This is a genomic window from Pseudomonas sp. D(2018) (assembly GCF_005502555.1).
GTDB lineage: Bacteria > Pseudomonadota > Gammaproteobacteria > Pseudomonadales > Pseudomonadaceae > Metapseudomonas > Metapseudomonas resinovorans.
On record NZ_SCOK01000036.1, the window covers coordinates 14825 to 39374 of the forward strand.

The following is a 24550-nucleotide window of genomic DNA, read 5'->3' on the forward strand; positions in this document are numbered from 1 at the left end:
CTCCCGGTCAGTTGTCTGGGTTTGAGGCGGCCCGGCCGAGCAGGCTGGTCTGCAAGGGGCAGAAGGCATGGGCGATGGCGTCCACCGTCCAGTCCGGGCAGTCGGGGTCGAACCAGCGGTCCACCCAGGCCCAGTGATAGGGGTGAATGAGGTACTCGCCCAGCAGGTCGTCGACACAGGCGAATTCCTGCTGCCAGACATGGGTCCAGTGCCCCGGCGTCGAGACCCGGGCCAGCTGCCAGTTGCGGATGCCACCGATGTAGTCCGGCATCCGCAGCAGGTCCTGCTCCAGGGCCGCGCGCTGCTCGACCGTGGCCTGCGGGCGAACCCGCAGTAGCAAGGTGCGCCAGATGCCGCCCGCCAGCCCCGGCTCGCGCAAGCCACCGCCAATTCGCCGGTAGGCCACGCGCTCGATGCTGGCGATGCCGGGTAGCTGGCCGAGCCGGTCATCCAGGTTCGCGGGCGCCGCATCGGCAAACAGCAAGTCGAGGGTGCAATCGGCGGCCCCCCAACTGCCGGGCAGGTTGCGGCCAAAACCGAAATGCAGCAGACCGGGCAAGGCCTGGAGGCGCTCACGCAATCGGTCTTCGAGCGCCACGGGGTCAACGCCGCCGAACAGGTTCAGCTGCAGCGATTCACGCGACATCGGGAGCCTCCAGGGGTTGGCCCGCCGATCCGAGCACATGGCGGCGACGGCAACTGCCACCCTCTTCCACCAGGTCCCAGAAGGCACGTACCTCGGCGCCTGCGGCGCTGCGCATGGCGTAGTAAGCCGGGACATCGGCCACGCGCCAGAGCAGCCAGAGGGTGTGGGGCTGCCCCGGCACCACGACCGGCGGCGACACCCAGCGCTGTTCCAGGGTCAGGCCCCGGCCGGCGCAGGCCGGCAGGTAGAGCCTGTCCAGCGCCTCCAGCACCTGGGCGATGCGCCCGGCGACGAGCGGAATCTCATCGAGTATGTGGATCACCTTCGGGCGCTCCTGATTGTTGTTCTGCCGCGCAGTAAAACCGGGGGACAGTCCGGGGCCATCGTCCGATCAGACGATGCCGGGAATTGCTGGCACCGCAGAATCCGGTCAGTGCATGTGCTGCAGCGACTCTCAGAAGCCGGATGCAGCCCACGAGAACCCTGATGGGAGAACAAGAAGATGAGTACCCTGCACCGAATCGAAACCAAGCAACTGGAACCGCGTTTCGCCCGTGGCTGGCATTGCCTGGGGCTGGCCGGGCAGTACCGCGACGGCAAGGCCCACCGCCTGGATGTTTTCGGCACCCGCCTGGTGGCCTTCGCCGGGGAGGATGGGCAGATCCGCATCCTCGATGGTTACTGCCCGCACATGGGCGCCGACCTGAGCCAGGGCTGCGTCGAAGGCGATGCCATTCGCTGCCCTTTCCATGAGTGGCGCTGGCGCGCCGACGGCGTGTGCGACGACATTCCCTACGCCAAGCGCATTCCCCCCCGCGCGAAGATCAAGTCGTGGCCGGTCCTGGAGCAGAACCAGCTTCTATTCGTCTGGAACGACCCGGAGGGCAACCCGCCGATTGCCGAACAGGCCATTCCCCGAATCGATGAATGCTTCAGCGACGAATGGGCCGACTGGGAAGTGGCCGAACTGAAGATCGACACCAACTGCCGTGAATTGATCGACAACGTGTCCGATATGGCGCACTTCGATTCCGTCCATGGCACCGACCTCAACCACTTCAGCAACACCTTCGAAGGCCACAAAGCGGTGCAGGTGATGCGCGGCAGCAGTGCCCGGTTGTCCGGCGACAGTGAGCTGACCACGGTCGCCACCTACTACGGCCCGGCCTACCAGATCACCGAGATGACCGGCGCAATGGACGGCGTGCTGATCCACTCCATCCTGCTCAACTGCCACGTGCCCATCGACCTGAACAGCTTCACGCTGCGCTACGGCGTGCTGGTGAAGAAGGTTCCGGGCCTGACCGAAGAGCAGAACCGCGAGATGGCCAAGGCATACGTGAAACAGGCACAGGACGCCTTCTACGAGGACGTGGCCATCTGGCACAGCAAGACCCGCGTGGACAACCCGCTGCTGTGCGACGGCGATGGCCCGGTCTACCAGCTGCGCAAGTGGTACGACCAGTTCTACACCGATGTCGCCGAGCTGCCCGCCAGCATCAAGGAGCCACGCTCCTTCGTCGTACTGGATGAAACCGAAACCGCCTGAGTCCGGACTGGGCCGATCGTCTCCCGATCAACGGGGGACGATCCAGCTTGATGAACCATCCCATAAGCCGGTAAGAAGCTCCCTACAAAAATAAGAAGCGGTTCAGATATGGCACACACTCTCTTGCTCGACGAATTCAGTGAGATGCTCGGCAACCTCTATCAGGGGCCCTTGGAAGACGTCCCGTGGGCGACCTTCCTCAATCAACTGAACCTGTATCTGCACAGCAAGTACGTCACCTTCATCCTGCGCCCTCCAAGCGAACATGCCGAAGGCCTGATGGTGAACACCACCGGCAGCTCCTCGGAAGTGACGGCCTCCTATAACAAGCACTTCTTCGCCCTCGATCCTTTCGTCGACCTGCCCAACCGCCAGGTGGTCACCAGTGGCGAGTTCCTCTCGCGGCAGGAGTGGGTGGAGTCGGAGTTCTACAAGAGCTTCCTGGAACCCGTCGGGGTGTTTCACATCCTCGGTGCCGACATCCGCACCTGCGACGGCGCCCAGTGCCGCATCCGCATCAGTCGCGGCCCGGAGGAGCCTGACTTCACCGACGACGACAAGGCCCTGGTGGCGCGGTTCATTCCGCACCTGGAACGCTCGATCAAGATTCATATGCAGCTCAACCGCATCGAGACCGAGCGCAATCTCTACGCCGGCGCCGTGGACCAGTTGGCGGTCGGCACCATCATCCTCGACGAAGACGGCAAGGTGCTGCAGACCAACCGCGTTGCCGAGCGCCTCCTGCATGACAAGGACGGCCTCAAGCTGATAAATGACGGCCTGCAGGTGGGCAACCCGCGCGACACGCAGGAGTTCCGCCGGCTGGTGAAGCAGGCCCTGCAGTCCCAGAAGAACAACCTGCCTTCAGTGGTGGAGGCGCTGCGGGTCCAGCGGCCGTCGGGCAAGACGGACTTGGGCATCATCGTGCGTTCAGTACCGCTGTCGGCCTGGAACGAGGGCAAGCAGTGTCCCTCGGTGGTGATCTTCATCAGCGACCCGGAGCAGGAGTCCAGCGCGCCCCAGGAGATCGTCAAGGCGCTGTTCGACCTGACCCCGGCGGAGGCGCAACTGGCCATGCTTCTGGCCAACGGCCTGACCCTGGATGAAGCCTCCGACGCCCTCGGCATCAGCCGCAACACGGCGCGGGCGCACCTGCGCTCGACCTTCTCCAAGACCGGGGTCACGCGGCAGACCATGCTGGTGCGGTTGATTTTGCGAAGTGTGGCGACACTGGGTTGAGCCCGTCGACACCGGGTCGCCGGGTGGAAATCCGTCCTGGGATTTCCACCGATTCGAAGCCGGGCCCCTACCGCGAGTCGGGTGATGGGGACTTCTCCGTTGCGCCAACGGGTGGACAGAACACGTTGCCCACCCTGAGGGACGGCCTCGCCGACCCTCTCGGTGCTAGTCCATCCAGACGATGCCCCAACACCTAATGCGCGCGACGCTCTGCCTGGACACGACACGGGAGCCCGCCATGCGCAGCTTGCCCACCATCCTGAAGACCGAACTCCTGGCCAAGAGCGACTGGTTCCAGATCGAAGCTCTGCACCTTGAATTCAGCAACGGCCAGCAGCGGGTCTATGAGCGCCTGCGTGGCTCCGACTACCAGTCGGTGATCGTGGTGGCACAACCCGATCCCGACCATGTCCTGCTGGTGCGCGAATACGCGGTAGGGGTCGAGCAACGGGTCCTGGGTCTGCCCAAGGGCGGTGTCGAAGGCGACGAAAGCCCGGAGCAGGCCGCCACACGCGAACTCATGGAGGAGGTCGGCCTGCGTGCCAACCGCGTGCAGGAACTGGGCTTGCTGACCCTGGCTCCCGGCCACCTGTGCCATAGCTGCCGCGTGGTATTGGCCGAAGACCTCCAGCCCTGTACAGCCGAGGGTGATGAACCGGAACCCCTGGAGGTCGTGCGCGTACCCGTATCGAAGCTGCCGGCCCTGGTGGCCTCGGGAGAGCTGCAGGAAGCACGCGCCATTGCTGCGCTGTTCATGGCACTTAGTCGGCCAATCCGACATCTAGTCCATTCGGACGAGGCGGCCTGTCGCAGCGGTTCCTAGTCTTGCCCCAAACAACATGTCCCTCCTGTGTAGAGGAATGACCATGAAAACAAGAAAAAAGCTGTACCTCGCCCTTGTCCTCTGCGCCTTCGGCGCTGCCTACACCGCCATGATCATGCGTCCTCTGCCACCGACGCTGGCTGCCACGCAGTACTGCCCGCCCGCGTACCCCAGCTGTTTCATGCCAGTCCCAACCATTGGAACGATGCTGCCCTGAACAGGCCCCGTCAGCTCTGAGCCACACTGGGCGGCCAACCCGCTCGACGCCCCGCGACCGGATGCCGCACAGCTGCCACGGATTCTGCCGTCAGGCGCCCAATCCATGCACCTTGCGGCCTGGCGCCCTGTTCCGAATCATCTGATATGGTTTTTACCGGCTGATCTGAATCTGTTTTACCCATCAGTGCCTTCCTATAGTCCGTCTCGCCGTAACAGCCTGATGGGCACTGATCATGAGCGAGAGAATCCCGGCGCAGGTCATTGAGGTAGCTCCCTCCCTGCCGCCCGCTGCAAGCAAACCCCTTTCCGCCTCCAACGGACCTGTCCACACCCGCCGCTTCACCGGTTTCTACCGCGACCTGCGCCGCCTTGGCGCGGGGCTCCTGTGCCTGCTGTTCTTCGGCACGCTCTGGCTCGACTGGGATGGCCGCCAAGCGGTGCTCTGGAGCCTGGAGCAAAGCAAGTTCTTCATCTTCGGCGCCACCTTCTGGCCCCAGGACTTCATTCTGCTGTCGGGGCTATTGATCATCTGCGCCTTCGGCCTGTTCTTCATCACGGTGTTCGCCGGTCGCGTCTGGTGCGGCTACACCTGCCCGCAGAGCGTCTGGACCTGGATCTTCATGTGGTGCGAGCAGGTCACCGAGGGTGACCGCAACCAGCGCATCAAGTTGTCCGCCGCGCCCTGGAGCCTCAACAAGATCCTGCGGCGCACGGTCAAGCACGGCCTCTGGCTGGTGATCAGCCTGGCCACGGCCATCACCTTCGTCGGCTACTTCACCCCGGTGCGCGAGCTGGTGGCCAACCTGGTCACCTGGGAGATCGGCGGCACCGCACTGTTCTGGGTGATCTTCTTCACCGCCGCCACCTATATAAATGCAGGCTGGATGCGCGAGCAGGTGTGCATCCATATGTGCCCTTACGCCCGCTTCCAGAGCGTGATGTTCGACAAGGACACGCTGATCGTCTCCTACGACGCCACCCGCGGCGAATCCCGCGGCCCACGCAAGAAGGGTAGTGACCCGAAGGCCAAGGGCCTGGGCGACTGCATCGACTGCCAGATGTGTGTACAAGTCTGCCCCACCGGCATCGACATCCGCGATGGACTGCAGATCGCCTGCATCGGTTGCGCAGCCTGCATCGATGCCTGCGACTCGATCATGGACCACATGGGGTATGCCCGTGGCCTGGTGGGATACAGCTCGGAACGCGCGCTGGAAGGTGGCAAGACCCGGCTGCTGCGCCCGCGCCTGATCGGCTATGCCGTCGCCTTGCTGCTGATGATCGTCGCCCTGGCCTGGATGGGCGCGACCCGTTCGCAGCTGTCGGTGGATGTGATCAAGGACCGTGGCATGTTCCGCGAAAACGCCGCCGGCGAGATCGAGAACATCTACAACCTCAAGCTGATCAACAAGACTCAGCGAGAACAGCGTTATGTGGTGGAACTTGAAGAGGTCCCGGGCTTCCGCCTGCAGGGCGAGCACGAGGTGAACATCGGCGCAGGCGAGATCGTGTCGCTGCCAGTCTCGGTGGCACTGACCGACGACAGCGGCCCCGCCGGCTCGCGTCCACTGCGTTTCGTGGTGCGCAGCCTGGATGAACCGGGCACCGTGACCAGCGCCAGCAGCACCTTCGTCAGTCCGAGGCGCTGACGCATGGCCCGGGATCATGGCGGCGAACGCGTCGAGCGCTTAGAGTTGGGCACCAACTGGCCGCTGCCCAACCAGGAAAAGATGAAGCGCTACGAGAAATTCGCTGACGACATCGCCGAACTGATCCGCACCGGAGTCCTGGCCCCTGGGCAGAAAGTACCCTCGGTGCGCCACGCCAGCCGCACCTACGGTGTGAGCGCATCCACGGTATTCCAGGCCTACTACTTGCTGGAAAGCCGCGGGCTGATCATGGCCCGCGCGCGCTCCGGCTACTTCGTCTGCGAACACGTGCGCCGACCGCTGCCGGAGCCGCAGCCAGGCCCACGGGAGGCGGCGACCACGGAAGTGGACGTCAGCGAACTGGTGTTTTCGGTCCTGAGTTCCATCAAGGACCCGGACACGGTGCCCTTCGGTTCGGCCTTCCCCAGCCCAGAGCTATTCCCCCTGCAGCGCCTGGCCCGCTCCATGGCCCACGCGGTTCGCGAGATGGACCCGCGCTCCACAGTGGCCGATATGACGCCGGGTAATCATGCCCTGCGCCGACAGATCGCCCTGCGCTACATGGTCGGCGGCCTTCCGCTGCCCATCGAGGAACTGGTGATCTGCAATGGGGCGCTGGAAGCGCTCAATCTCTGCCTGCAGGTCGTGGCCCGCCCTGGCGACCTGGTGGCCATTGAGGCACCGGCCTTCTATGCCAGCCTGCAGGTGCTGGAGCGGTTGAAGCTCAAAGCCGTGGAAATCCCCGTGCACCCGCGCGACGGTATCGACCTTCAAGTGCTGGAGGACAGCCTTGAGCGGCTGCCAATCAAGGCCTGCTGGTTCATGAGCAACTTCCAGAACCCGCTGGGGGCAAGTCTCTCCGAAGAGAAGAAGCGCCAGCTGGCGGCCCTGCTCGCCAAGCACCAGGTGCCGATGATCGAGGACGATGTCTACGCCGAGCTGTACTTCGGCCAGCAGGCGCCCAAACCGGTGAAGGCGTTCGACACCGAAGGCCTGGTGATGCACTGCAGCTCATTTTCCAAGAGCCTGGCGCCCGGCTACCGGGTTGGCTGGGTGTCCGGTGGGCGATTCGCCGGGCAGATAGAACGGCTGAAACTGATGACCAGCATCTCCGCCTCGGTGCCGGCCCAGGCGGCCATCGCCGACTACCTGCAACACGGCGGCTACGACCGTCACCTGCGCAAGTTGCGCTACGCCCTGGAAAGCCAGCGCAACGCCATGCTGGCCGCAGTGGCCCGGCACTTCCCCGAAGAAACCCGCGTCAGCCGGCCCGAAGGGGGCTACTTCCTCTGGCTGGAATTCCCCGAGCAGGTAGATTCTCTACGCCTGTTCCAGCTCGCCCTGGCCCAGGGCATCAGCATCGCCCCGGGGCCGATTTTTTCCGCAACACGGCGTTTCGGCCATTGCGCCCGCCTCAACTATGGTCACCCCTGGAGCAACTCCAGCGAGCAGGCGATGGAAACTCTCGGCAGGATTATCCGGTCTCTTATGGGCAATCCCTGATACCCGACGAATAGATATCCTTCACGCTCAAGGGATTCTTCTGTAATGGAGCTTTCCCGTTTGCTTGTTATACTTCCCAATGTTCGTTCCGGGCCTTCAGAGAAATCGACTTCTAATCCCGGAATAGTCGCAGGGCCTTTCCGTAGTGCGTAGGAAAGTCCACCGTAGTTGCGACAATCGAACTTTGTCCTACAAGAAGGCCGCGACGACGGCCTCGACCGGGCGACCGACGCTATGGGGGCCGAGACCTCTAGATCGCCCGTTCCACCTGAAGACCATTAATCAAAGAGACGGAAAAACCACGTGACGAAAGACGAACTGCGCGCCGAACTTGAGCGCCAGGCGCAACGTTACAAGGATGTATACGGCGGCGAGGTCACGACCTATGCCGCGCAAAGGGATCCTGAGCGCAAGCCTTGGCGCAAGAAACCCAGCCTGCTTGACAAGAGCTTCGAGAAAGAACTCGAGAAGATCGAGAAAGAGCTCAGAGAGGAACCCTGACAATTTGTCGCACCCAGTCAGCTGGGGAATCTTCCGTATAGATTTGCGACAACTTGCGTAGGGAATGCCAGGAACCGCTCGACGCCCGGGTCTGGGCGACGACCGGTTTTCTGGCATAATCGCGGCCCCTCCATGAGCCAGTCACAAAACTTTCATGTTCGATCTCTTCAGCGGGCTAGATGCCTGGCTGGTGCTGAGCCTCTGTCTCGCCCTGGCATTCGTCCTGACCTTCGAGTTCATCAACGGTTTCCATGACACCGCCAACGCGGTGGCCACTGTCATCTACACCAAGGCCATGTCGCCCTACCGGGCGGTGTTCCTCTCGGGGATCTTCAACTTCCTCGGTGTGTTGCTGGGCGGCGTCGGCGTGGCGTATGCCATCGTCCACCTGCTGCCGGTGGAACTGCTGATCAACGTCAATACCGGCCACGGCCTGGCCATGGTGTTCAGCCTGCTCACCGCCGCCATCGCCTGGAACCTGGGCACCTGGTATTTCGGTATCCCGGCTTCCAGCTCGCACACCCTGATCGGTTCGATCCTTGGCGTCGGCCTGGCCAACGCACTGCTCACCGACCTGCCCCTGGGCGAAGGTGTGAACTGGGGCAAAGCCATCGATATCGGCCTGTCGCTGATCTTCTCCCCGGCTGCTGGTTTCCTGGTCGCAGCCCTGCTGCTGCTGGGTCTGAAGTGGATGTACCCGTTATCGAAGATGCACAAGACGCCGGAAACCCGTAAGGAGCTGGACGAGAAGAAGCATCCGCCCTTCTGGAACCGCCTGGTCCTGGTGCTTTCCGCCATGGCCGTGAGCTTCGTACACGGTTCCAACGATGGCCAGAAAGGCATCGGCCTGATCATGCTGGTACTGATTGGTATCGTTCCGGCCAAGTTCGTGCTGGACCTCAATAGCACCACCTACCAGATCGAGCGTACCCGCGACGCGGCGACTCACCTGAGCCAGTTCTACCAGCGTCACACCGACACCCTTGGTGAGATGCTGGCCCTGGGCAAGAGCAATGGCAGCGAGATGCCGAAGCTCTATCGCTGCGATCCGAAGCAGACAGAGCCGACCATCAACGCCCTGCTCCAGAAGCTCAATGGCGTGGCCAACTACAACGACCTTAACGACGACACCCGCGTCGAGGTCCGCCGCTACCTGCTCTGCCTGGACGACACCGCCAAGAAGGTGGGCAAGCTCTCTGAGCTGCCGGCTCGCGAAAAGGCCGACCTGGAGAAGCTGCGCAAGGACCTGACCGCCACCACCGAGTACGCCCCGTTCTGGGTGATTCTGGCCGTGGCCTTGGCACTGGGCATCGGCACCATGGTTGGCTGGAAACGCGTGGTGCGCACCGTCGGCGAGAAGATCGGCAAGCAGGGCATGACCTATGCCCAGGGCATGAGCGCCCAGATCACCGCCGCCTGCGCCATCGGCATGGCCAACATCTACAGCCTGCCGGTGTCCACCACCCATGTGCTGTCCTCCGGCGTCGCCGGCACCATGGTTGCCAACCGCAGTGGCCTGCAAGGTGGCACGGTGCGCAATATCCTGATGGCCTGGGTGCTTACCCTGCCCACTACGATCCTGCTCTCCGCCGCGCTGTTCTGGGTGGCCATCACCTTTATCGTCTGATCAGGACGAACATGAAGAAGGGCGTCCACGGGCGCCCTTCTTCGTTTGGCTGTTGCGAGAGATTTACCATCGGGCCAAGAGCCTTGTAGGAGCTGGCTTGCCAGCGAAACGCGGCCATTCGCTGGCAAGCCAGCTCCTACAGGCAAGGCAGCTGCTTGCCACGCGTAGAGCAGACATAGCCCATTCATTCGCCAGGGGAAGCGAAGCGGCCCCGAGTGAACCTCAGGGCAGACCTTCGGCCTGCAAGTCGATTGAAATCGACCCAACAAAGGCAGTCGCAACTCAGCGGCGCTTGCTGCCACCCAACAGGGAGCCCATCAGGCCGCGAACCAATTGCCGTCCGAGCTGGTTGGCTGCCTGGCGCACCGCAGTCTTCATCGCCTGACTGGCGAAGGTTCCCAGCAGCTCGCCGGCCAGGTCACCCATGCCGGGCTGACTGGCCTGCGTCTTGCCGCCCTTGTCGGATTCAACCTCCGGACTTTGTGCCGCGCGGGCGGTGAGCATTTCGTAAGCTGACTCGCGATCGATTGGCTTGTCGTAACGCCCAGCCTGGGGCGAGCCACGTACCAGCACGGCGCGCTCGCTGTCGTTCAGCGGGCCGATGCGCGACTGCGGCGGCGCAATGGCCACGCGCTGGACCATGGCCGGAGTGCCCTTCTCTTCCAGGGTGCCGACCAGCGCCTCGCCGATACCGAGTTCGGTGAGCACGGTCAGGGTGTCGAACGCAGGATTCGGGCGGAAACCATCAGCCACGGCGCGCAGGGATTTCTGCTCCTTGGCGGTGAACGCGCGCAGGCCATGCTGGATACGCAGGCCGAGCTGGGCCAGTACGTCGTCCGGCAAGTCGCTGGGCGACTGGGTGACGAAATACACGCCAACGCCCTTGGAACGAATCAACCGCACCACCTGTTCCAGGCGCTCCTGCAGGGCTTTCGGGGTATCGGCGAACAGCAAATGGGCCTCATCGAAGAACAGCGCCAACACTGGCTTGTCGGCATCACCACGCTCGGGCAACTGCTCAAAGAGTTCAGCCAGCAGCCAGAGCAGGAAAGTGGCGTAGACCTTGGGCGCCTCGTGGACCAGGCGGCTGGCATCCAGCAGGTGGATACGTCCGCGGCCATCGCGATCGGGCTGGAGGATGTCCTCCAACTGCAGCGCCGGCTCGCCGAACAGCGCTTCGGCACCCTGCTGCTCCAGGGTGGCCAGGCGTCGCAAAAGAGCCTGAGCGGATGCGCCGGCGAACAGGGCGCGGTCCTCGCCCAGCATCTCCGGATGATCCTTGAGGTGGTTGAGCAGGGCTTTGAGGTCCTTGAGGTCGAGCAACAGCAGGCCTTCGCGGTCGGCTACCTGGAAGGCGGCATAGAGTGCGGCCTGCTGACTGTCAGTCAGCTCCAGCAGGTTGCCGAGCAGCAGCGGCCCCATTTCGCTCAGCGTGGTGCGCAGCGGATGGCCGGACTGCCCGGCGACGTCCCAAAGTGTGACCGGATACGCCTGGGGCTGGTGTCCCAACCAGGGCATCGAGGCGATGCGTTCGGCCACCTTGCCCTGAGGATTGCCGACGGCGCCGAGGCCGCAGAGGTCGCCCTTGATGTCTGCCGCGAACACGGCCACGCCGGCGTCGCTGAACACTTCGGCCAACCGCTGCAGGGTCACTGTCTTGCCGGTGCCGGTGGCGCCGGCGATGAGGCCGTGCCGGTTGGCCAACTTCATGGCCTGGGAAACGGCATTGCCCTCTGGGTCAGCGCCAAGAATCAGGGAACGTTGCTCGGGCATTTTGCCTTCCTCGGTTAAAGCTTTTATTGGTTCGCGCCGATATATAAACCGACGTTTCTACTCAGTTTTTCTGCACTCACGTGCCATAAAGACTGGTGCCTGACCTAACCGGACGCAAGCAAACATGATCAAAAACCTGAGGTTCAGCCACAAGATTCTGCTTGCCGCCTCGCTGGTGGTAATTGCGGCTTTCTCGCTGTTCACCCTGTACAACGATTACTTGCAAAGGAATGCGATCCGTAACGACCTGGAAAACTATCTGCAGGAAATGGGCGATGTCACCGCCAGTAATATCCAGAACTGGCTTTCGGGCCGGATTCTGCTGGTGGAAAGCGTGGCCGAATCCCTGGCCGCCAACCCTTCGCCTGACGCCGTACCGACCCTGTTGCAACAACGGGCATTGAGCTCCACCTTCGCCTTCACGTACTTCGGCACCCAGGACGGGCAATTCACCATGCGCCCGGACAGCGCAATGCCCGACGGCTACGACCCGCGCACCCGACCCTGGTATCAGGGCGCCAAGAGCGCCGGCGGCACCACCCTCACCGAACCCTATGTCGATGCAGCCACCGGCCAGCTGATCATGACCATCGCCACGCCGGTGCAGTCCCTCGGCGTGGCCGGCGGCGACCTGAGCCTGCAAACCCTGGTGCAGATCATCAACGCCCTGGACTTCGACGGCATGGGCTATGCCTTCCTGGTGAGCTCAGACGGCAAGGTCCTGGTGCACCCGAACAAGGACATGGTGATGAAGAATCTGCGGGAGATCTATCCGCAGAACACACCGGCCATCAATGCCGGCTTCAGCGAAGTGGAGGTGGAAGGCGTCACCCGCATCCTGACTTTCGCCCCGGTCAAGGGCCTGCCTTCGGTGAACTGGTACATCGGCGTGTCGGTGGACAAGGACAAGGCCTTCGGGATGCTCAGCGAGTTCCGCGCCTCGGCCATCATCGCAACGGTGATTGCCGTGGTGATCATCATCCTGTTGCTGGGCATGTTGATCCGGGTACTGATGCAGCCACTGCACATCATGGGTCGCGCCATGCAGGACATCGCCCAGGGTGAAGGCGACCTGACTCGCCGCCTGGCGATTCATGCGCAGGACGAGTTCGGTGAACTGGCCAGTGCCTTCAACCGCTTCCTCGAGCGTATCCACGGTTCCATCCGCGAAGTGTCTTCGGCCACCAACCACGTGAACCAGGTGGCCAAGCTGGTGCTGAACGCCTCCAACTCGTCCATGAGCAACTCCGACGAACAGGCCAACCGCACCAACAGCGTCGCCGCGGCGATCAACGAACTGGGCGCTGCCGCCCAGGAAATCGCCCGCAACGCCGCCGACGCCTCGCACCAGGCTTCCTCCGCCCGCACCCTGGCCGAGGACGGCCGTCAGGTGGTCGAGCGCACCATCCAGGCGATGAATGAGTTGTCCGGGAAGATCCGCGCTTCCTGCGGCAACATCGAGACGCTGAACAGCAAGACGGTGAACATCGGCCAGATCCTCGAAGTGATCAAAGGCATCTCCGAACAGACCAACCTGCTGGCGCTCAACGCCGCCATCGAAGCCGCCCGTGCCGGCGAGGCAGGCCGTGGTTTCGCCGTCGTGGCGGATGAAGTGCGCAACCTGGCCCACCGCACCCAGGAGTCGGCCCAGGAAATCCAGCAGATGATCGAGGAGCTGCAAGTCGGCGCCCGCGAGGCGGTCAGCACCATGACCGAGAGCCAGCGCTACAGCGAGCAGAGCGTGGAGATCGCCAACCAGGCCGGCCAGCGCCTGGGCAGCGTGACCCAGCGCATCGGCGAGATCGACGGCATGAACCAGTCGGTGGCCACCGCCACCGAAGAACAGACCGCCGTGGTCGACTCGCTGAACATGGACATCACCGAGATCAACACCCTCAACCAGGAAGGCGTGGAAAACCTCCAGGCCACGCTGCGTGCCTGTGCCGATCTGGATCAGCAGGCAGCACGCTTGCAGCATCTGGTGGGGAGTTTCCGGATCTAGATCGACGCCCTGCCATCCCACTACAGAGAAGGCGCCTAAGGCGCCTTCTTCTTTTCTTCCTCTTCCTGCACTTTTCGCCACAGCTCGGCAGCCCCGGGAAACTCGGTGCCGTTGTCCTCACTCAGCTCATCCGGGTCATAACGCCGTACGCAGCCTTCGCCCAATGTGGGCGGCGGCGTGGATGTAGCGCGGTCGCGTGGATCGGTCATGGGCGTTCCTCAGACTTCCGGCGGTTGCCCGGAATCGTGTTGGGCAAAGGCTTTTACGGCTCGCAGCACATCGCGGCGACTGATCTGGCCGACCAGCACACCCTCCTCCACCACAGGGAAACAACGGCGTTTGTCACGCAGGAAGCGCTGGCAAACATCGATGATATCGGTTTCCGGAGAAATGGTTTCCACCTGGGTGGACATATAGCCGCTGACGTTGCCGCCAATGGCCTCGTAATAGGCCCCGGAAAGAATGCCGCGCAGGCAATCGCCCTCCGAGATCATGCCGATGAGATGGCCCTGGGAATCCACCACCGGAGCGGCGGGAATGTGATGTTCCAGCAGGCGTTCGATAGCCAGGAAGAGGTCGGTGTCGGACCTGAAGGTCACCAGGTGGCGAGCCATGTAGTCGCGCACCTTGATGGATCTGAGCATGGGGCGGGCTCCTGTTCCAATTGACCGGAGCGGTGCCCGCCGAAGGGATCAGTCGAACACGACGGTCTTGTTATCGTGCACCAACACCCGGTCTTCAAGGTGATAGCGTAGCCCACGGGACAGCACCATCTTCTCCACGTCTTTGCCGAGTCGAACCATGTCCTCGACGCTGTCGCGGTGGGTTACGCGCACCACGTCCTGCTCGATGATGGGGCCGGCATCCAGCTCCTCGGTAACGTAGTGGCACGTGGCGCCGATCAGCTTCACCCCGCGCAACGACGCCTGGTGGTAGGGCTTGGCGCCAACGAAGGACGGCAGGAAGCTGTGGTGGATGTTGATCACCTGATGGGCGTAACGCTGGCACAGCTCCGGCGGGAGGATCTGCATGTAACGGGCGAGCACCACGGTATCGGCGCGATTCTCTTCCACCAGGCGGGAAACCTCGTCGAAGGCCGGCTGCTTGTTCTTCGGATCCACCGGGACGTGGACGTAGGGAATGCCATGCCACTCCACCATGCTTCGCAGGTCGTCATGGTTGGAGATCACGCAGGGGATCTCGCAATCCAGCTCGCCGCTATGCCAGCGGTGCAGCAGATCGGCCAGGCAATGGGACTCACGACTGGCCATCAGCACGACACGCTTTTTCACTTCGGAATCGGTCACCCGCCAGTCCATGGCGAACTCACGGGCGATCGGCGCGAACGCCTGGCGGAAACCATCCAGATCGAAAGGCAGGGAATCGGCACGGATTTCATGGCGCATGAGGAACCAGCCGCTCTGATTATCCGAATGATGGCTGGCCTCGGTGATCCAGCCGTTGTAGGTAGCCAGGAAGTTACTGACCTTGGCTACGATACCGACGCCGTCCGGACAGGCAATCACCAGACGAAATGTGCGCATGAGGGAACACTCCAAAGACTTCGCAAAGGCGGCCATTCTAGCTACTGCGCGCAGAAACTTCAGTAACCGCGTGCTTTGAAGGGGATTCCGCTGATCGCGGAGCAACACACAGCGCACAACTAAAGGGCACCATCCGACGCTGATATAGCGAGTATCCGAAGCACAATTACGCATTAGAACGGCAGCGGGACTAGTATCAAAGAAGAAGCCGACAACAATGCGTACAAAAGTTTTCGCGCTTATTTACTTACAGATAATCGCTGTCTATTATTGCTGACACTTCGCAATCGCAAGTCAACGTACGATTCCAACAAGGGACGCCGACATGTCGCTGATCAACGAATACCGGGCTACGGAAGAAGCCATCAAGGAGCTCCAAGAGCGCCTGAAGAACCTGTCCCAGGACGACAAGCTGAAGAAAGAACTGGAGTTCGAAGGCAAACTGCGCACTCTGATGGGCGAATATCAGAAATCCCTGCGCGACATCATTGCCCTGCTCGATCCGGATGCCCGCTCCAGCAAGGCTCCGCGCGCCGCAAAGGCCGGTGCTACTGGCAGCAAGCGCGCCCGCAAGGTCAAGCAGTACAAGAACCCGCACACGGGTGAAGTGATCGAAACCAAAGGCGGCAACCACAAGACTCTGAAAGAGTGGAAAGCCAAGTGGGGCGCCGAAGCCGTTGAAGGTTGGGCCACCATCCTGGGCTAAGCCCCTCGGCAATAAAGAACGCCAGCATCTGCTGGCGTTTTTTTATGGCGCAGGTAAACCCCGGAAAGTTCCTGGCCCGGTTATCACAACCGATAGCGATGACCCAGTTCCAGGGCATATCGGCGCCACTCCAGCAACACCGTCTGTTGCGACGGTTCGGCTTTGGCCTGGAACTCATCCAGCGCCGCGAAAAAACTCTCCAGGGTATTTGGCGCCCCGAATTCCGGGCTCTTCAGCCGATTCCTGCAGAACTCCTCCCAGCGCCATCGATCGGTTTCCGACAAAGTTTCAGGGAAGTTTCTCGCACGGTAACGGAACAGCAACTCCGGCAGGCGCGTGTCGTCGAACGGCCAATTTTCCCGGGACAATTGCTGCGGATCGGCACGTCGAACTTGTTCGCAGAGACGACGATCCCGGTCGCCGAGAAATCCGCCGTACAACTGCTGCTCAGGATCATCCAGCGAAGTGAACTCCTCCTCCGCATAAATAACCGGCAACTTCTCTTGCCAGATGGCGGCCAGTTCGGTGAGCTGCGCGGCACGACGCTGGCAGAGTTCCAGGTCGACGCCCAGGCGCTGGCGATCGGTTTCTCGCAGCACCGCCAGCGGTGCTACCACCGGACAACGGTTGATATGCAGCAGCTTCAGCGGCACGGGCAACTCACCTTCCGCCAACGCGTCACGTCGGGTGTACAGACGCTTTTGCAGAGCCTCCCCGTCGAGCTCCAGCAGCGGCGCAGGATCAGCTTGCAGGTCCAGCACGATCAAGGCATTGCGGTTGCGCGGATGCCAGGCCAGCGGCAGGACGACCGCCAGGTAATGGCGTTCGCCGGCAAAGCGCCCGGAGATATGCACCAGGGGCTGCAACAGGCGCACCTGCTCCTGCACCTTGTGCTTGCTGCGCAGTTGATAGAGATAGTCGAACAACCTCGGCTGACGCTCCCGCAGCAGGCGCGCCAGGGCGATGGTCGCACGCACATCGGACAGCGCATCGTGAGCCTGGCCGTGATCGATACCGTTGGCGGCGGTGAGCAGCTCCAGGCGCAGGCTGACACGGCCGTCCTGCTGAGGCCACTCGATACCTTCAGGACGCAGCGCGTAGGCGGTGCGAACCACGTCGATCAGGTCCCAGCGACTGTTGCCGCCTTGCCATTCGCGGGCATAGGGGTCGTAGAAATTGCGGTAGAGGCTGTAGCGAGTGACCTCATCGTCGAAGCGCAAGGTGTTGTAGCCGGCGCCACAGGTGCCTGGTAGCGCCAGTTCGGCATGCACCCGATGCATGAACTCGGCCTCACCCAGCCCCTTCTCCGCCAGGGTACCGGGCAGGATGCCAGTGACCAGGCAAGCTGCCGGATGAGGCAGGATGTCGTCGCTGGGCTTGCAGTAGAGGTTGATCGGCTCACCGATCTCGTTGAGCGCCTCGTCCGTGCGAATGCCGGCAACCTGCAGCGGACGGTCGCAGCGCGGGTTGATACCGGTGGTTTCGTAGTCGTGCCAGAAGATGCTGGATGTCACGGCGTCCCCCTTGTTCGTGAGCGGGTCAGTCTAACACCGGGGCGGGTCAGGCAATGGCGCCGAACAGGCTGGGAAATTTCGCCATCAGCCCGCTTGCTGGCCGGAATATGGCGGGCCTAGAATCGCCGCCACTGGATGATCGACCCCCGACAAGGACTGCCCCCATGCCTGTGCCTTGCGCACCTCGCGCACACTCTGCCTCGTCGAATATCCCACACCCTTCACAGCATGCAGGTTGAGTCCTTCCTGCCAGGTTGCCTGGATACCGGCCGGTCGCTAGCATCGGGCTTTCCCCTTGGCGCCCAGCCGATGCCCGCAACCCGATCCAGTTCCCATCCTGCCGAGCCCCAGGCCCTGCCGCTGGACACCCGCTACCAGGTAGAGACACCGGAAGGCATTGACCTGGTCCTGCGTCCCGCCGGCCTGTTACCCCGCGCGCTGGCCTATGCCATCGACCTGGCGATCCGCGGTGCCATCATGCTTGTGTTGTTCATCGCCCTGGCCCTGCTCGGGCAGTTCGGCATAGGTCTCGGGCTGATCCTTATGTTCCTGCTCAACTGGTGGTACATGGTGCTGTTCGAGGTGCTCAACCAGGGCCGCTCGCCGGGCAAGCACGTGATGGGCCTGCGGGTGGTGCATGACGACGGCACGCCCATTGGCTGGTCCGCCTCGCTGGTGCGCAATCTGCTGCGCTTCGTCGATATGCTGCCCTTCGCCTACACCCTGGGCGCCCTCAGTTGCCTGCTGCACCCGACCTTCAAGCGCCTGGGCGACATCGCCGCCGGCAGCCTGGTGGTCTACCGCGACGAAAAGCCCCAGCGTCCTGAACTGCCGGATGCCGAGCCGGAGCGCACGCCCTTCCCCCTGAGCCTGGCCGACCAGCGCGCCCTGCTCAGCTTCGCCGAGCGCCAGGCCAGCCTGTCGCCGGCCCGTCGCGCCGAACTCGCCGGCATCCTGGCCGAGCCGCTGGAAGTGCCACCGGAACAGGCGCAAACGCGTATAAACGGCATCGCCCGTGGCCTGTTGGGGGCGAACTCGCCATGAAACAGAACCTCTTCGAACGCCAGCACCAGGCAAGCTGGAAAGCCTTCGCCGAACTGCTCGATCGCCTCGAACGCGGCAAGGCCGATGCGCAGGCCTGTGCGACCTTCTCCGCCGACTACCGGCAGCTCTGCCAGCACCTGGCGCTCTCGCAGGAGCGCGGCTACAGCAGCCATCTGGTGGAGCACTTGCAGCAGCTGGCCATGCGCGGCCATCAGCAGTTCTACCGCCATCGCAGCCACCTCGGCGCGCGCCTGCTGGGCTTTCTTCTCGGCGGCTTCCCGCGCCTGGTACGCAGCCAGTGGCGCAGCGTCGCCGCCGCCAGCCTGCTGTTCTACGGCAGCCTGCTGCTCATGGGCGTGCTGGTGCATAACTGGCCTGACCTGGTCTACAGCGTGCTGGACCCGGAACAGGTGTCGTCGATGGAGTCCATGTATGACCCTGACGCCCGACGCATCGGCCCCATGAGCGAGCGAGACTCGGGGGATGACTGGATGATGTTCGGCCACTACATCATGAACAACATCGGCATCGCCTTTCAGACTTACGCCGGAGGCCTGCTCTTTGGTGTCGGCAGCCTGTTCTTCCTGCTGTTCAACGGCCTGCACATCGGCGCGGTGGCCGGCCATCTGACCCAGATCGGCTTCGGTGAAACCTTCTGGTCATTCGTCATCGGCCACGGCGCCTTCGAACTCACCGCCATTGCCTTCGCGGGCGCCGCCGGCCTGCAGCTGGGCTGGGCCCTGCTCGCCCCCGGCCGCCTGCCCCGTGGCGAAGCCCTGCGCCTGGCCGCCGGACGCAGCGTGCAACTGGTGGCCGGGGTGATCCTGCTGCTGGTGATCGCCGCCTTCGTCGAAGCCTACTGGTCCTCCATGACCCTGGTGGAGCCCCAGGTCAAATACCTGGTGGGCGCCGGCCTCTGGCTGCTCGTAGGCCTCTACTTCGGCCTGGTCGGCAGGAGGGCGCATGCGCCTGACTGATGCCAGCGTCGCCATTCGCCCGCGCAGCGCCTGGGAAGCCATGGACCTTGGCGTGTTGCTGGCCCGCCGTCACGCCGGCCTGCTGATGGCCAGCTGGGCCCTCATCACCTTGCCGGTGTTCGGCCTGCTCACCCTGATCTGCTGGAACTACCCGGGGCTGTCCGTCTTCCTGTTCTGGCTGCTCAAGCCGGCCTACGAACGCCTGCCGCTGTACATCCTCTCCCGCGCCCTGTTCGGCGATACGCCCACGCTCAAAGAAGCCCTGCGCGCCTATCCGCGCCTACTCAAGCCCCAGTTGCTCGCCAGCCTCACCTGGCGCCGCCTCAGCACCACCCGCAGTTTCGACTTGCCGGTACTGCAACTCGAAGGACTTTCCGGGCAGGCCCGCAGCCAGCGCCTGGTGGTACTGGGCCAGCGCGATGCGGGCGGCGCCACCTGGCTGACAGTGATCGGCGTGCACCTGGAGTCAGCGCTCTGGTTCGGCTTGGTCACACTGCTCTACCTGATGCTGCCCCAGCAGGTGGCAATCAACTGGGACTGGCAGAAGCTCTTGGAAATGGCCTCCGGCGAATGGCTCTGGCTGGAGCATCTATCCAATAGCCTCTACGTCCTGGTGCTGATGGCCTGGGGGCCGGTGTACGTTGCCTGTGGCTTTACCCTTTACCTGAACCGCCGCACCTCCCTGGAAGGCTGGGACATCGAGCTGCAGTTCCGCCGACTACGCCAGCGCCTGACCGGCACCGCCTATGCCTTGCTGCTGGGCGTGGGCCTGCTGTTGACCCAATTGCCGCAACCCGCCATGGCAGACGATGCCCCGACCCTTTGCCTCGCACCCCAGGCATTCCTCGACGGCCCCGATGCCGAACGCCTCACTCACCAGTCCCTGACCGGCAAGGCGGCGAAGGACAGCATCACCGCCCTGCTCGACGCCCCGCCCTTCCAGAACCGCGAAACCGTTACCCGCTGGCGCCTGGGCGAGGAAAACCCCGACCAGGATGTGAAGCCTGAAGACATGGAAGGCTGGGCTGAATTCATTCGCAACCTGCTCAAGCTGGCCGAGTACGCCAAGAGCCTGGATACCGTGGCCCTGGTGATCAAGGTGTTGCTCTGGGGCCTGCTGATCAGTCTGTTGGGCTTGCTGCTCTGGCGTTACCGCGACTGGCTCGCCGCCTTCGCAAGCCGCCTGGGTCTGCCGCAGCGCCGTCGACGCGAGGCGCCGTCGGTGCTGTTCGGCCTGGAGCTGGCGCCGGAAAGTCTGCCCGACGATGTCGCCGGAGAAGTCGAACGCCTCTGGGCCAGCCAGCCCCGCGAAGCCCTCGGCCTGCTCTACCGGGCCCTGCTCAGCCGCCTGTTGCACGACTTTCGCCTGCCGCTCAAGCAGTCCCACACCGAAGGTGAAGTGCTGCAACTGGTGCATCGCCTGGATAACACCGAACTGGAAGGCTACAGCCAGACCCTCACCGGCCACTGGCAGAACCTCGCCTACGGCCACCGCCTACCTGCCGCCGAGCAGCGCCAGGGCCTCTGCGATGGTTGGCGGCGTCTGTTCGTCACGGGAGCCGTGTCGTGAACCTGCGTCCGCGCTTCCTCATCGGTGCCGGCCTGTTCCTGCTGCTTGGGCTGGCGGCGATCTACATCGCTGGTCGCCTGCAGCCCTACCAGGACACCGTCGAACACGGCCCAGCGCCCGAAGTGCTGGGCAATCCCTATCTCGCCGCCGAACATTTCCTGCGCAAGCAGGGCCTGCAAGTGACCCGTGCCGACGGACTCGACGTGCTCGACGGCCTGCCCAGCGCGGGCCACAGCCTGCTCTTGCTCGGCAGTCGTTCGCGCATGACGCCTCGTCAGGCCAACCGCCTGCTGGAGTGGGCGAACAAAGGCGGCCACCTGCTGTTCATCGCCGAACGCCTCTATGAAGAAGAGGATGGCAAGAGCGGCGACCTGCTGGCCGACCGCCTGGGCGTCCAGCAGTACGAGACCAAGGACCTGGATGAAGACAAAAGCACCGAGCCAGGTGAGCCGGAGGAGCGCGAGGCCGAAGCACAGGCGATGGACGCCGCGGCCACGCAGGACGAGCAGGCCCCGACCGAGGAAGACCCCTTCCCCGAGCTGACCAAGCTCTACCTTGAAAATGAACAGGCCCCTGCCTACGCCAACTTCGATCCGGACTTCCACCTTTACGACAGCCAGAACCGAGCCCACGCCTGGGCCAACAGCGCCAAGGCCACGCACATGCTGCAACTGAACCACGGCGACGGACTGATCACAGTCCTCACCGACGGCTGGATCTGGCAGAACCGCGACATCATCGAATACGACAACGCCTGGCTCCTCTGGTACCTCACGCAGGACAGCGCCGTCACCCTGCTGTACCGCGCCGAGCGCGACAGCCTCGGCACCCTGCTCGGGCAGAACTTCCCCGAGGCCCTGGTGGCCCTGGTGCTGCTCATCGTCCTCGTGCTCTGGCATGTCGGCCAGCGCCAGGGTCCGCTGATGGCACCAGCCAACCGGGCACGCCGGCAACTCGAAGAACACCTGCGCGGCAGCGCCGACTTCCTGCTCCGCCGCAGTGGCCAAGCCAGCCTGCTACAAGGCCTGCAACGGGATATCCAGCGCCGCGCACGGCATCGCCACCCCGGTTTCGAACGACTTCCCGTGGCCGAGCAGTGGCAGGTGCTGGGCCGCCTGACCCGTCTGCCGCCCAGCGCCATCAGCCAGGCTATGCGGCCGCTGCCCAAGCAACGGCTCAACGCCAACGACTTCATCCGCCAGGTCGCCCACCTGCAAACCCTCAGGAATGCCCTATGAGCGAACAGATTTCCGACCCGTCGCAATCCGAAGCTGCCGGCGCCAACGCGGCCTCGGTCGCCACCCAGCGCCAGCGGGCCAGCCAGTTGGCCCAAGCCCTGCGCCTGGAACTGCAGAAGGCCGTGGTTGGCCAGGTCGCCGTGATCGAAGACGTACTCACCGCCTTGCTGGCTGGCGGTCACGTGTTGGTGGAAGGCGTGCCCGGGCTCGGCAAGACCCTGCTGGTACGTGCCTTGGCCCGCTGCTTCGGCGGCGAATTCTCGCGCATCCAGTTCACCCCCGACCTGATGCCCAGCGACGTTACCGGCCACGCCGTGTACGACATGCAGAGCGAGCAGTTCAAGCTGCGCAAAGGCCCGGTGTTCACCAACCTGCTGCTGGCGGACGAGATCAACCGCGCCCCGGCCAAGACCCAAGCCGCCCTGCTGGAAGTGATGCAGGAGCGCCAGGTGACCCTTGAAGGGCGCGCCTTGCCGGTGCCACAGCCGTTCCTGGTGCTGGCGACGCAGAACCCCATCGAGCAGGAAGGCACCTATCCCCTGCCGGAAGCCGAGCTCGACCGATTCATGCTCAAGCTGCGCATGGACTACCCGGCTGCGGACGAAGAACTCAACCTGGTACGCCAGGTCACCCGCTCTGCCCGCGCCGACATGCTCGAAGTGGCGCCGCTGCGCACCCTCCTCCAGGCCCGCGATGTGATGGCCCTGCAGAAAATCGCCAGCGAACTGCCGGTGGACGACCAGGTCCTCGATTACGCAGTGCGCCTGGCCCGCGCTACCCGTAGCTGGCCGGGCCTGGCGATGGGGGCCGGACCACGTGCGTCCATCGCTCTGGTCCGTGGCGGTCGCGCCCGTGCCCTCCTGCGTGGCGGCGATTTCGTGTTGCCGGATGACGTCAAGGGCTGCGCCCTGGCGGTACTGCGTCACCGCGTGCGTCTCTCGCCGGAACTGGATATAGAAGGCCTCTCGGTGGACCAGGTACTCCAGCAACTCCTCGATCAGGTGCCGGCGCCGCGTCTATGAAGCCTTCCCGCGCATTGCTCGCGCTGGTAGCCGGACTCTTCGGTCTGGCCCTGTTGCTCGGCGCCTTGCCAGTCCTGGGAATAGGCCTGCCGGCGCAGTTGCAGCCGCTCTGGTGGGGCCTGCTCTGTGCCCTGGCGCTGCTCGGCACGCTCGACGCCGTCTGGTTGCGCCGCCTGCCGTCGCCAAACCTGGAACGGGCACTGCCGGGGAACCTGGCACTGGGCCGCTGGAGTGAAGTCCGACTGACCCTGCACCATGGCTACGGCCGCCCCCTGATGGTCGAAGTTTTCGACCAGGTGCCGGCGACCATGGAGTTCGAACCCTTGCCACAGCAGGTGGCCCTGCACCCCGGCGAACACACCGAGTTCGGCTATCGAGTACGTCCGCTCAAGCGTGGCCACTTCCACTTCCCGGCTTGCGAAGTCCAGCTACCCAGCCCGCTGGGCCTGTGGCGCCACAAACGGGTGCTCGACCTCCGTGGCGAAGCGCGCGTCTATCCGGACTTCGCACGTCTCTACGGTGCCCAGCTGAAAGCGGTGGACGACTGGCTCAGCCAACTGGGCGTGCGCCAGCGGCCACGCCGTGGGCTCGGCCTGGAATTCCATCAGCTGCGGGAGTTCCGTGACGGCGACACCCTGCGCCAGATCGACTGGAAAGCCACCGCACGCAAACGCACGCCCATCGCTCGCGAGTACCAGGACGAGCGCGACCAACAGATCGTCTTCCTCCTCGACTGTGGCCGTCGCATGCGCAGCCAGGACGGCGATCTGTCCCACTTCGACCATGCGCTCAATGCCAGCCTGCTACTCAGCTATGTGGCCTTGCGCCAGGGGGATGCGGTGGGTCTGAGCACCTTCGCTGCGGAGCACGACCGCTTCGTGGCGCCGGTGAAGGGCCCAGCACAGCTGAATGTGCTGCTCAACGGCGTCTACGACCTGGACAGCACCCTGCGTCCGGCCGACTACAGCGCCGCTGCGGAAGCGCTTCTGGCGCGCCAACGCCGGCGCGCCCTGGTGGTGCTGGTGAGCAACCTGCGCGATGAAGACGATGCCGAGCTGTTCAGCGCGGTAAAACGCCTTGGCCGACAACACCGCCTACTGGTGGTCAGCCTGCGCGAGGAGGTCCTCGACAGCTTGCGCCACACGCCGGTGCAGGGCTTCGATGACGCCCTCGCCTATTGCGGCACGGTGGACTATCTCAATGCCCGAAACAGCCTCCATGAACGCCTGGCCGCCCACGGCGTACCTGTGCTGGACGCCCGCCCCAGCGAGCTGGGGCCGCAACTGGTGAGCCGCTACCTGGCGTGGAAGAAGGCTGGAGCGCTGTAGAAGGGGCGAATTAATTCATTCGCCAAGGAGACCGCAGGTCTCCCCTTCCCGCCGTGCAAACAAAAAAGGCGAAGCC

At 63.7% G+C, this 24550-nt stretch carries 22 protein-coding genes and 1 pseudogene; 16 read left to right on the forward strand and 7 right to left on the reverse strand.

The window, feature by feature from the left end; genetic code table 11:
* Positions 1-7 precede the first annotated feature (7 nt).
* Together FFS60_RS20335 and FFS60_RS20340 are read right to left on the reverse strand one after the other, a co-directional pair.
* Positions 8-646 (reverse strand): Dabb family protein, encoded by a 639-nt coding sequence (locus FFS60_RS20335; protein WP_137822977.1) that lies wholly within the window; start codon positions 644-646, stop codon positions 8-10.
* Positions 636-968, reverse strand: coding sequence for a hypothetical protein (locus FFS60_RS20340; protein ID WP_137822978.1), 333 nt, complete (start codon positions 966-968; stop codon positions 636-638). Before FFS60_RS20340 ends, FFS60_RS20335 begins: the two co-directional genes overlap by 11 nt.
* A gap of 180 nt (positions 969-1148) precedes the next feature.
* On the opposite strand from FFS60_RS20340, the gene FFS60_RS20345 reads away from it, so the two are divergent.
* The 7 genes from FFS60_RS20345 to FFS60_RS20375 all read left to right on the forward strand — a co-directional run bounded on the left by FFS60_RS20345 (position 1149) and on the right by FFS60_RS20375 (position 9756).
* Positions 1149-2195, forward strand: coding sequence for a Rieske 2Fe-2S domain-containing protein (locus FFS60_RS20345; protein ID WP_028628572.1), 1047 nt, complete (start codon positions 1149-1151; stop codon positions 2193-2195).
* A gap of 108 nt (positions 2196-2303) precedes the next feature.
* The gene (locus tag FFS60_RS20350; RefSeq protein WP_036997370.1) at positions 2304-3434 is read left to right on the forward strand and encodes a helix-turn-helix transcriptional regulator; all 1131 of its coding nucleotides are present in this window, start codon (positions 2304-2306) and stop codon (positions 3432-3434) included.
* A gap of 238 nt (positions 3435-3672) precedes the next feature.
* Complete coding sequence (gene nudE, locus FFS60_RS20355; protein WP_137822979.1) at positions 3673-4257, forward strand: ADP compounds hydrolase NudE; 585 nt, start codon at positions 3673-3675, stop codon at positions 4255-4257.
* A gap of 452 nt (positions 4258-4709) precedes the next feature.
* Positions 4710-6125, forward strand: a complete 1416-nt coding sequence (gene ccoG / locus FFS60_RS20360) for a cytochrome c oxidase accessory protein CcoG (protein ID WP_137822980.1) — start codon at positions 4710-4712, stop codon at positions 6123-6125.
* An 81-nt stretch (positions 6126-6206) separates the two neighbouring features.
* Positions 6207-7628, forward strand: coding sequence for a GntR family transcriptional regulator MpaR (mapR, locus tag FFS60_RS20365; protein ID WP_028628575.1), 1422 nt, complete (start codon positions 6207-6209; stop codon positions 7626-7628).
* 303 nt (positions 7629-7931) lie between these two features.
* Positions 7932-8129, forward strand: coding sequence for a hypothetical protein (locus FFS60_RS20370; protein WP_028628576.1), 198 nt, complete (start codon positions 7932-7934; stop codon positions 8127-8129).
* 154 nt (positions 8130-8283) lie between these two features.
* Positions 8284-9756, forward strand: coding sequence for an inorganic phosphate transporter (locus FFS60_RS20375; RefSeq protein ID WP_028628577.1), 1473 nt, complete (start codon positions 8284-8286; stop codon positions 9754-9756).
* Between the two features lie 282 nt (positions 9757-10038).
* Here the strand turns inward: FFS60_RS20375 and FFS60_RS20380 are convergent, their stop codons facing one another.
* Complete coding sequence (locus tag FFS60_RS20380; RefSeq protein ID WP_137822981.1) at positions 10039-11529, reverse strand: helicase HerA-like domain-containing protein; 1491 nt, start codon at positions 11527-11529, stop codon at positions 10039-10041.
* 124 nt (positions 11530-11653) lie between these two features.
* On the opposite strand from FFS60_RS20380, the pseudogene FFS60_RS29460 reads away from it, so the two are divergent.
* Positions 11654-12673 (forward strand): annotated as a pseudogene (locus FFS60_RS29460) (cache domain-containing protein); the annotation flags it as partial.
* 93 nt (positions 12674-12766) lie between these two features.
* On the forward strand, positions 12767-13531 hold the full coding sequence (locus FFS60_RS29465; RefSeq protein ID WP_371926461.1) for a methyl-accepting chemotaxis protein: 765 nt from the start codon (positions 12767-12769) through the stop codon (positions 13529-13531).
* Positions 13532-13566: 35 nt separating this feature from the next.
* Here the strand turns inward: FFS60_RS29465 and FFS60_RS28745 are convergent, their stop codons facing one another.
* Genes FFS60_RS28745 through purU form a run of 3 tightly spaced genes read right to left on the reverse strand, consistent with a single transcriptional unit; the run spans position 13567 to position 15075 of the window.
* Positions 13567-13740, reverse strand: a complete 174-nt coding sequence (locus FFS60_RS28745; protein ID WP_169338771.1) for a hypothetical protein — start codon at positions 13738-13740, stop codon at positions 13567-13569.
* 9 nt (positions 13741-13749) lie between these two features.
* Positions 13750-14175, reverse strand: a complete 426-nt coding sequence (locus tag FFS60_RS20390) for a CBS domain-containing protein (protein WP_028628580.1) — start codon at positions 14173-14175, stop codon at positions 13750-13752.
* 48 nt (positions 14176-14223) lie between these two features.
* Positions 14224-15075, reverse strand: coding sequence for a formyltetrahydrofolate deformylase (gene purU / locus FFS60_RS20395; protein WP_137822983.1), 852 nt, complete (start codon positions 15073-15075; stop codon positions 14224-14226).
* A 325-nt stretch (positions 15076-15400) separates the two neighbouring features.
* On the opposite strand from purU, the gene mvaT reads away from it, so the two are divergent.
* On the forward strand, positions 15401-15781 hold the full coding sequence (gene mvaT, locus FFS60_RS20400) for a histone-like nucleoid-structuring protein MvaT (protein WP_028628582.1): 381 nt from the start codon (positions 15401-15403) through the stop codon (positions 15779-15781).
* Between the two features lie 83 nt (positions 15782-15864).
* Here mvaT and sbcB read toward each other — a convergent pair whose 3' ends face one another.
* Entirely contained in the window at positions 15865-17295 is a 1431-nt protein-coding gene (gene sbcB / locus FFS60_RS20405; protein ID WP_137822984.1) for an exodeoxyribonuclease I, read from the reverse strand.
* 309 nt (positions 17296-17604) lie between these two features.
* Here sbcB and FFS60_RS20410 point away from each other — a divergent pair, with 309 nt between their 5' ends.
* Genes FFS60_RS20410 through FFS60_RS20435 form a run of 6 tightly spaced genes read left to right on the forward strand, consistent with a single transcriptional unit; the run spans position 17605 to position 24474 of the window.
* Positions 17605-18339: an RDD family protein gene (locus tag FFS60_RS20410; RefSeq protein WP_137822985.1), complete on the forward strand. Its 735-nt coding sequence runs from the start codon at positions 17605-17607 to the stop codon at positions 18337-18339.
* Positions 18336-19316, forward strand: coding sequence for a stage II sporulation protein M (locus tag FFS60_RS20415; RefSeq protein ID WP_137822986.1), 981 nt, complete (start codon positions 18336-18338; stop codon positions 19314-19316). The genes FFS60_RS20410 and FFS60_RS20415 overlap by 4 nt, the downstream gene beginning before the upstream one ends.
* On the forward strand, positions 19303-20886 hold the full coding sequence (locus FFS60_RS20420) for a DUF4129 domain-containing protein (RefSeq protein WP_137822987.1): 1584 nt from the start codon (positions 19303-19305) through the stop codon (positions 20884-20886). The genes FFS60_RS20415 and FFS60_RS20420 overlap by 14 nt, the downstream gene beginning before the upstream one ends.
* Positions 20883-22124: a DUF4350 domain-containing protein gene (locus tag FFS60_RS20425; RefSeq protein ID WP_137822988.1), complete on the forward strand. Its 1242-nt coding sequence runs from the start codon at positions 20883-20885 to the stop codon at positions 22122-22124. Before FFS60_RS20420 ends, FFS60_RS20425 begins: the two co-directional genes overlap by 4 nt.
* Positions 22121-23146: a MoxR family ATPase gene (locus tag FFS60_RS20430; RefSeq protein ID WP_137822989.1), complete on the forward strand. Its 1026-nt coding sequence runs from the start codon at positions 22121-22123 to the stop codon at positions 23144-23146. Before FFS60_RS20425 ends, FFS60_RS20430 begins: the two co-directional genes overlap by 4 nt.
* Positions 23143-24474, forward strand: coding sequence for a DUF58 domain-containing protein (locus FFS60_RS20435; RefSeq protein WP_137822990.1), 1332 nt, complete (start codon positions 23143-23145; stop codon positions 24472-24474). Before FFS60_RS20430 ends, FFS60_RS20435 begins: the two co-directional genes overlap by 4 nt.
* The last annotated feature ends 76 nt before the right edge of the window (positions 24475-24550 follow it).